Source organism: Phenylobacterium sp. (assembly GCF_020402505.1).
Taxonomy (GTDB): domain Bacteria; phylum Pseudomonadota; class Alphaproteobacteria; order Caulobacterales; family Caulobacteraceae; genus Phenylobacterium.
This window is the reverse complement of the sequence record NZ_JADBZL010000055.1, coordinates 1-6,380: the sequence shown is the minus strand read 5'-3', so window position 1 is coordinate 6,380 and position 6,380 is coordinate 1. Positions and strand designations below refer to the sequence as shown.

Sequence of the window (6,380 nt, the reverse complement as noted above, 5' to 3'; positions counted from 1 at the left end):
CCCCATGAACACCGAACAGGTCCTCGACGAGTTCCGCGCCGCCGGCGCCCTGCGTGAAGGCCACTTCGTGCTCTCGAGCGGCCTGCATTCCGGCGTCTTCCTGCAGAAGAACCTGGTCTTCCAGCATCCTGACCGGACCGAGCGCCTCTGCAGCGCCCTGGCCGCAAGGATCCGCGCCGAGGTGGGCGAGGTGGACATCTGCGTCTCCCCGGCCGTGGGGGGGATCATCCCGGGCTACGAGACGGCCCGCCACCTGGGCGTCCCCTCGGTCTATGTCGAGCGGGAAGGGGGAGAATTCCGGCTCCGGCGGGCCTTTGAAATCCCCGAGGGCGCGCGGGTGGCCATGGTCGAGGACATCGTGACCACCGGCCTGTCGTCGCGCGAGTGCGTCGAGGCGATCCGCAAGGCGGGCGGGAATGTCGTGGTGGCCGCCTGCATCGTCGACCGGTCCGGTGGCCGGGCCGATCCCGGCGCGCCCCTGGTCTCCCTGGCCCAGCTTGATGTGCCGGCCTATCCCGCTGACCAGTTGCCCCCGGAGCTGGCGGCCATCCCCGTCGAGGACCCGGGCAGCCGGCGGCTCTCGAAATGAGCCGTCTGCGTCTCGGCGTGAACATCGACCATGTCGCCACCCTGCGGAATGCCCGCGGGGTCGACTATCCAAGTCCGGTGCGCGCCGCCGAGCTTGCCATGGCCGCAGGTTGCGACGGGATCACCGCCCATCTGCGCGAGGATCGCCGGCATATCTCAGACGCCGATATCGAGGCCCTCACGGATATCACCCGCAAGCGGGGTGTGCCGCTGAACTTCGAGATGGCGGTCACTGCCGAAATGGAATCCATTGCGCTGCGGAACCTGCCGCATGCGGCCTGCCTGGTGCCGGAACGGCGGGAAGAAGTGACGACCGAGGGCGGCCTTGACCTTTTGGGCGGGTTCGACCGGATCGCTCCGGTGGTCCAGCGTCTGGCTGGCGAGGGCATCCGCGTCTCCTGCTTCATCGACGCCGATCCAGCCCAGGCCGCCGCCGCCCGGCGCGCCGGCGCCCAGGTGGTGGAGCTTCACACCGGCGCCTATTGCGACGCAGTGCGCGAACGGTCGCTCGAGGCGCCGGCCTTGCTGGAGCGGTTGAAGATCGCCGCCTTCGAATCGACGCGCTTAGGCCTGGAGGTCCACGCTGGTCACGGCATCGACTTCGAGACGGTCAAACCGATCGCCGCCATTCCCCAGGTCACAGAGCTCAACATCGGCCATTTCCTGGTGGGCGAGGCCGTCTTCATCGGATTGGCGCAGGCCATCCACCGGATGCGGCTCCTGATGGATGAAGCCCGGGCAGAGGCCTCGGCGTGATCCTCGGGATCGGCTCGGACCTCAGCGACATCCGACGCATCCAGGCCAGCCTGGACCGGTTTGGCGACCGCTTCCGCAATCGGTGCTTCACCGAGATCGAGCGACGCCGCTCCGAGGCCAAACCCGACGCCGCCGCAAGCTACGCCAAGCGTTTCGCCGCCAAGGAAGCCTGCGCCAAGGCTCTGGGAACGGGCCTGAGGCGAGGGGTCTTCTGGCGCGACATGGGCGTGGTGAACCTGCGGTCCGGCCAGCCCACCCTGGCGCTGACCGGCGGCGCGGCGGCCCGGCTGGCGGAACTGACCCCACCGGGCCATCGTGCGGTGATCCACCTGTCCATGACCGACGACCACCCCTACGCCCAGGCCTTCGTGATCATTGAGGCTCTGCCCGAGGCCTAGGATTCGCCAAGTTTTCACCCACGGGCGGGCCGGTTTGCGGTATGTCCCGCGGTAACGTTCATCCGGATTCCCCATGACCGAGACGACCCTTCCGCCTCCGGGCGACCGCAACGAGACGATCGAGATCCTCAAGACAGTCGCGGTAGCCCTGCTGATCGCGCTGTTCCTGAGGGTGCTGCTGTTCCAGCCCTTTACGATCCCCTCGGCGTCCGAGGAACCCAACCTCTACGAGGGAGACTATGTCATCGTGACCAAGTTCGACTATGGCTGGTCGCGTCACTCCATCCCGTTCAGCCCCCCGCTCTTCGAGGGCCGGATCCTGTCGAAGGCGCCCGAGCGGGGAGACATCATCGTCTTCAAGCTGCCCCGGGATGGCCGCACCGACTACATCAAGCGCCTGATCGGCGTGCCCGGAGACCGGGTGCAGATGCGCCAGGGCCTGCTCTACCTGAACGGCCAACCCGTGGAGCGGCGGCAGACGGAACTCGTCACTGAAACCGGCGGCAGTGGTCTCATGCGTCCGGTGGCACGGGTCGAGGAGACCCTGCCAGGCGGCCGGCGGTACATGACGAACGACTTCGGGGCCGACGGGGACCTGGACGATACGCCCGAAGTCATCGTCCCGCCGGGCCACTACTTCTTCATTGGCGACAACCGGGACAACTCCGCCGACAGCCGGCTGCCCACAGAGATCGGCGTGGGCCTGGTCCCCGAGGAGAACCTGGTCGGCAAGGCGCGTCTGGTCCTGCTCTCCTGGTCCCCAGGCGCCTCGCTCTTCAAGCCCTGGACCTGGGTGCTGAACCTGCGGCCCAGCCGTTTCGGAAAGGTGCTGCACTGACGCGCCCGGACAGGCGGAAGGTCGCGGTCGCGGCGCTTGAGACGCGGATTGGCCACGTTTTCGCCGACCGTGATCTCCTTGAGCGCGCCCTGACACACGCCAGCGTCGGCAATGGCGGCGCCCCTGGCCGTGACAATGAACGGCTGGAGTTCCTCGGGGACCGTGTCCTGAACCTCATGGCGGCCGAGCACCTGTGCCGGGCGTTCCCGGCGGCGCGGGAGGGCGAACTCGCGCGCTGGCTCAACCGACTGGTCAATTCCGGCGCCTGCGCCGAGGTGGCGCGCAGCATCGGCCTGCCAGACGCCCTCCGACTGGACGCCAGCGCCGCCAGGATCGGCGCCCGGGAGAGCGAGCGGGTGCTCGGCGACGCCTGCGAGGCCCTGATGGCGGCCCTCTATCTCGACGGTGGCCAAGAGGCCGCGCGGTCCTTCTTCCAGGCGGGCTGGGGAGACCTCGCGGCTAGCTTGGACGCCGGTCCCGACCGTGACCCCAAGACCCGGCTCCAGGAGTGGGCGATGAGCCTGGCCCTGCCGCCGCCGGCCTACGTCGTGGTGGCCGCCGAAGGTCCGCCGCACGATCCTCGATTTACGATCGAGGCCCGGCTTCCGGGATGGGAAGCTGCTGCGGGAACGGGCCGCTCCAAGCGCGAGGCCGAGAAGGCCGCCGCCGCGCTATTCCTGGAAAGGGAGAACATTCAGCCATGACCCGCGCCGGCTTCGCCGCCATCATCGGCGCGCCCAATGCGGGCAAGTCCACCCTGACCAACCGCCTGGTCGGGGCCAAGGTCTCCATCGTGACCCGAAAGGTGCAGACCACGCGCTTCCCGGTCCGCGGGGTCGCCCTGTCGGGCGAGAGCCAGATCGTCCTGGTGGACACGCCCGGCATCTTCACTCCGCGCCGACGGCTCGACCGGGCCATGGTGCGTTCGGCCTGGGGCGGAGCCGAGGAGGCCGACGCCGTGGTGCACCTCGTGGATGTCCAGGCCGAGCTGGCGGTGGACGCCGGCGAGGCCCGCGGCGCCGACCGCAAGGCGCACGAGGACGTGGAGACCATCATCACCGGCCTGAAGGCGTCGGGCCGCAAGGCCATCCTTGCGCTGAACAAGATCGACGGCGTCAAGCGGGAACGCCTCCTGGCCCTGTCCGCCCGTCTCTTCGAGACCGGCGTCTATTCCGAGGTCTTCATGATCTCGGCGGCTGATGGTTCGGGCGTTGACGACCTGCTTCGCCGCCTGGCTGAACTTATGCCCGAAGGTCCTTGGCTCTATCCCGCAGAGCAGACGGCGGACCTTCCCGTGCGTCTCCTCGCCGCCGAGATCACCCGGGAGAAGGTCTACCTGCGGGTGCACGAAGAACTCCCTTATGCGGCGGCCGTGGAGACCACCGCGTTCAGCGAGCGAAAAGACGGCTCTGTCCGCATCGAGCAGACCCTCTATGTCGAGCGCGAGAGCCAGAGGCCGATCGTCCTGGGCAAGAACGGCCAGACCCTGAAGTGGATCGGCCAGAAGGCGCGCGAGGAACTGACCGAGCTGCTCGACCGTCCGGTTCACCTGTTCCTCACGGTCAAGGTGGACGAGCGCTGGGCCGATCGCCGGGAGTTCTACGGCGACGTCGGCCTCGACTTCGAGGCCTAGGGGCGGGGCGTGGAGTTCGAGGACGAAGCCTTCCTCTTGTCCGCCAGGTCCCACGGCGAGAACGGGGCCATCGCTGAACTCCTGACCCTCTCCCACGGACGTTATGCGGCCTTTATCGCCGGCGGTGGCTCCCGCCGAATCCGGCCCCTCCTGCAGCCCGGGACACGGGTGACCGCCCGGTTCCGGGCCCGGACCAGCGAGCAGCTGGGCTCGGCCAGCCTCGAGCCGGCCGGCTCCGATCCCTCTGACCTTTTCGATGATCCCCTGGCCCTGGCGGGCCTAGCTTCCGCCGCAGCAGTGGCCGCCGGCGTCCTGCCTGAGCGCGAACCCCAGCCCGGCGCCTTCGCCGCCTTCGAGGCCCTGTCCGGCGCTCTTCGGCATAACGGCGTCTGGCCCGCCGTCTACGTCCGCTTTGAGGCGGGCATCCTGCAGGCCCTGGGCTTCGGAATGGACCTGTCCCGATGCGCGGCGACGGGGTCCGTCGACGACCTCGTCTGGGTCTCGCCCCGGACGGGAAGGGCCGTGAGCCGGGCCGCCGGCGAGCCCTACCGCGACCGCCTCCTGCGCCTCCCGCCCTTCCTGCTCTCGGCCCAGGGCGGCCTTTCGCCGGGAGACATCGGGGACGGCCTGACCCTGACCGGTCACTTTCTGGACCGCTGCCTGTTCTCGGCCCTGAACCGTCCGCTGCCGGCGGCGCGCGTCTGGCTTGTGGACAAGCTGACTGAAGCGGGCCGCCTCTGATCCTGCGGGATGACGCCGCGGTCTGCGAAGCCTAAGCAGGGTCTGGCGGCGCCGCCGCCGATTCGACGCCGATCGCCTGATGACCGACACCCTTGCTCCGCCCCCCGAGGGCGACCGCACCATTGATGAGCCGCTGAGCGAGGCCCTGTCGCGCAGGTACCTGGCCTATGCACTCTCGACCATCACGGGGCGGGCCCTGCCGGATGTGCGCGATGGCCTCAAGCCCGTCCACCGCCGTCTCCTGTTCGCCATGCGGCAGTTGCGCCTGGACCCGACCGCGACGGCCAAGAAGTGCGCCCGGGTCGTCGGCGACGTCATCGGCAAGTATCACCCGCACGGGGACTCCGCCGTGTACGAGGCCCTGGTGCGCCTGGCCCAGGACTTCGCCCAGCGCTACCCGCTCGTGGATGGCCAGGGGAACTTCGGCAATATCGACGGCGATAACGCCGCGGCCATGCGCTACACGGAGTGCCGGCTCACCCTGGCCGCCCAGCTCCTGCTTGAGGGCATAGACGAGGACGCCGTCGACTTCCGCGCCACCTACGACGGCGAGGAGGAAGAGCCGGTCGTCCTGCCTGCAGGTTTCCCGAACCTCCTGGCCAACGGCTCCAGCGGCATCGCCGTCGGTATGGCGACCTCGATCCCGCCGCACAATGTCTCCGAGCTGATCGAGGCCTGCCTGCGCCTGCTTGACCAACCCGACATCACGACGGCCGAGCTTCTGGAAGTGGCGCCCGGGCCCGACTTTCCCACCGGGGGGGTTATCGTCGAGTCGCCGGCCAGCCTCATGGAAGCCTACGAAACCGGCCGGGGCGGGGTCAGGGTGCGCGCGCGGTGGACCCGGGAAGACCTGGGCAGGGGCCTGTGGCGCATTGTCGTCACCGAGATCCCCTACCAGGTGAAGAAGGCCGACTTGGTCGAGCAGCTGGCCGAGCTGATCGAGGCCAAGAAGGCGCCCCTGCTGGGCGACGTCATGGACGAGAGCGCCGAGGACATTCGCCTGGTGCTGGAGCCCAAGTCCCGCAACGTCGAGCCCGAGGTCCTGATGGAGAGCCTCTTCAGACTCTCCGCCCTGGAGGCGCGGGTTCCGGTCAACATGAACGTCATCGACGCCAGGGGCGCGCCGGGCGTGATGGGGCTGAAGGCTCTGCTCCAGGCCTTCCTCGACCACCGGCGCGAGGTTGTGGTCCGCCGGGCCCGCCACCGGCTGGCGCGCATCGAGTCGCGGCTTCACATCCTCGACGGCCTGATCATCGCCTTCCTGAACCTGGACGAGGTCATCCGTATCGTCCGCCAGGAGGACGAGCCCAAGGCGAAGCTGATCGAGGCCTTTGACCTGTCCGACCTGCAGGCCGAGGCCATTCTGAACACCCGGCTGCGGCAACTGGCCCGGCTGGAGGAGATGGAGTTGCGGCGTGAGCACGCT

The 6,380-nt window shown here is 68.9% G+C and carries 8 protein-coding genes; all 8 read left to right on the top strand.

Annotation, left to right across the window (positions count from 1 at the left end; genetic code table 11):
• Positions 1-4: 4 nt before the first annotated feature.
• A complete protein-coding gene (pyrE, locus tag IM632_RS04455; protein WP_296482203.1) occupies positions 5-589 on the top strand; it encodes an orotate phosphoribosyltransferase in 585 nt (194 codons plus the stop codon).
• Positions 586-1,344 carry a pyridoxine 5'-phosphate synthase gene (locus IM632_RS04450; protein ID WP_296482199.1) on the top strand — a complete coding sequence of 253 codons (759 nt, stop codon included), beginning with the start codon at positions 586-588 and terminating at the stop codon, positions 1,342-1,344. Before pyrE ends, IM632_RS04450 begins: the two co-directional genes overlap by 4 nt.
• Complete coding sequence (acpS, locus tag IM632_RS04445; protein WP_296482194.1) at positions 1,341-1,742, top strand: holo-ACP synthase; 402 nt, start codon at positions 1,341-1,343, stop codon at positions 1,740-1,742. The genes IM632_RS04450 and acpS overlap by 4 nt, the downstream gene beginning before the upstream one ends.
• 73 nt (positions 1,743-1,815) lie before the next feature.
• Positions 1,816-2,580: a signal peptidase I gene (gene lepB / locus IM632_RS04440; protein ID WP_296482191.1), complete on the top strand. Its 765-nt coding sequence runs from the start codon at positions 1,816-1,818 to the stop codon at positions 2,578-2,580.
• Positions 2,577-3,284, top strand: coding sequence for a ribonuclease III (gene rnc, locus IM632_RS04435; protein ID WP_296482231.1), 708 nt, complete (start codon positions 2,577-2,579; stop codon positions 3,282-3,284). Before lepB ends, rnc begins: the two co-directional genes overlap by 4 nt.
• Entirely contained in the window at positions 3,281-4,213 is a 933-nt protein-coding gene (era, locus tag IM632_RS04430) for a GTPase Era (protein WP_296482189.1), read from the top strand. Before rnc ends, era begins: the two co-directional genes overlap by 4 nt.
• 9 nt (positions 4,214-4,222) lie before the next feature.
• Positions 4,223-4,954 carry a DNA repair protein RecO gene (recO, locus tag IM632_RS04425; RefSeq protein ID WP_296482186.1) on the top strand — a complete coding sequence of 244 codons (732 nt, stop codon included), beginning with the start codon at positions 4,223-4,225 and terminating at the stop codon, positions 4,952-4,954.
• Between the two features lie 79 nt (positions 4,955-5,033).
• Positions 5,034-6,380 (top strand): DNA topoisomerase IV subunit A (gene parC, locus IM632_RS04420; protein ID WP_296547651.1); only part of this gene is annotated, 1,347 nt, incomplete at its 3' end.

What these genes read in the sequence shown, in the direction of transcription:
- pyrE (WP_296482203.1), top strand. Translation starts at nt 5, where the DNA reads ATGAACACCGAACAGGTCCTCGACGAGTTCCGCGCCGCCGGCGCCCTG.
- IM632_RS04450 (WP_296482199.1), top strand. Translation starts at nt 586, where the DNA reads ATGAGCCGTCTGCGTCTCGGCGTGAACATCGACCATGTCGCCACCCTG.
- lepB (WP_296482191.1), top strand. Translation starts at nt 1,816, where the DNA reads ATGACCGAGACGACCCTTCCGCCTCCGGGCGACCGCAACGAGACGATC.
- era (WP_296482189.1), top strand. Translation starts at nt 3,281, where the DNA reads ATGACCCGCGCCGGCTTCGCCGCCATCATCGGCGCGCCCAATGCGGGC.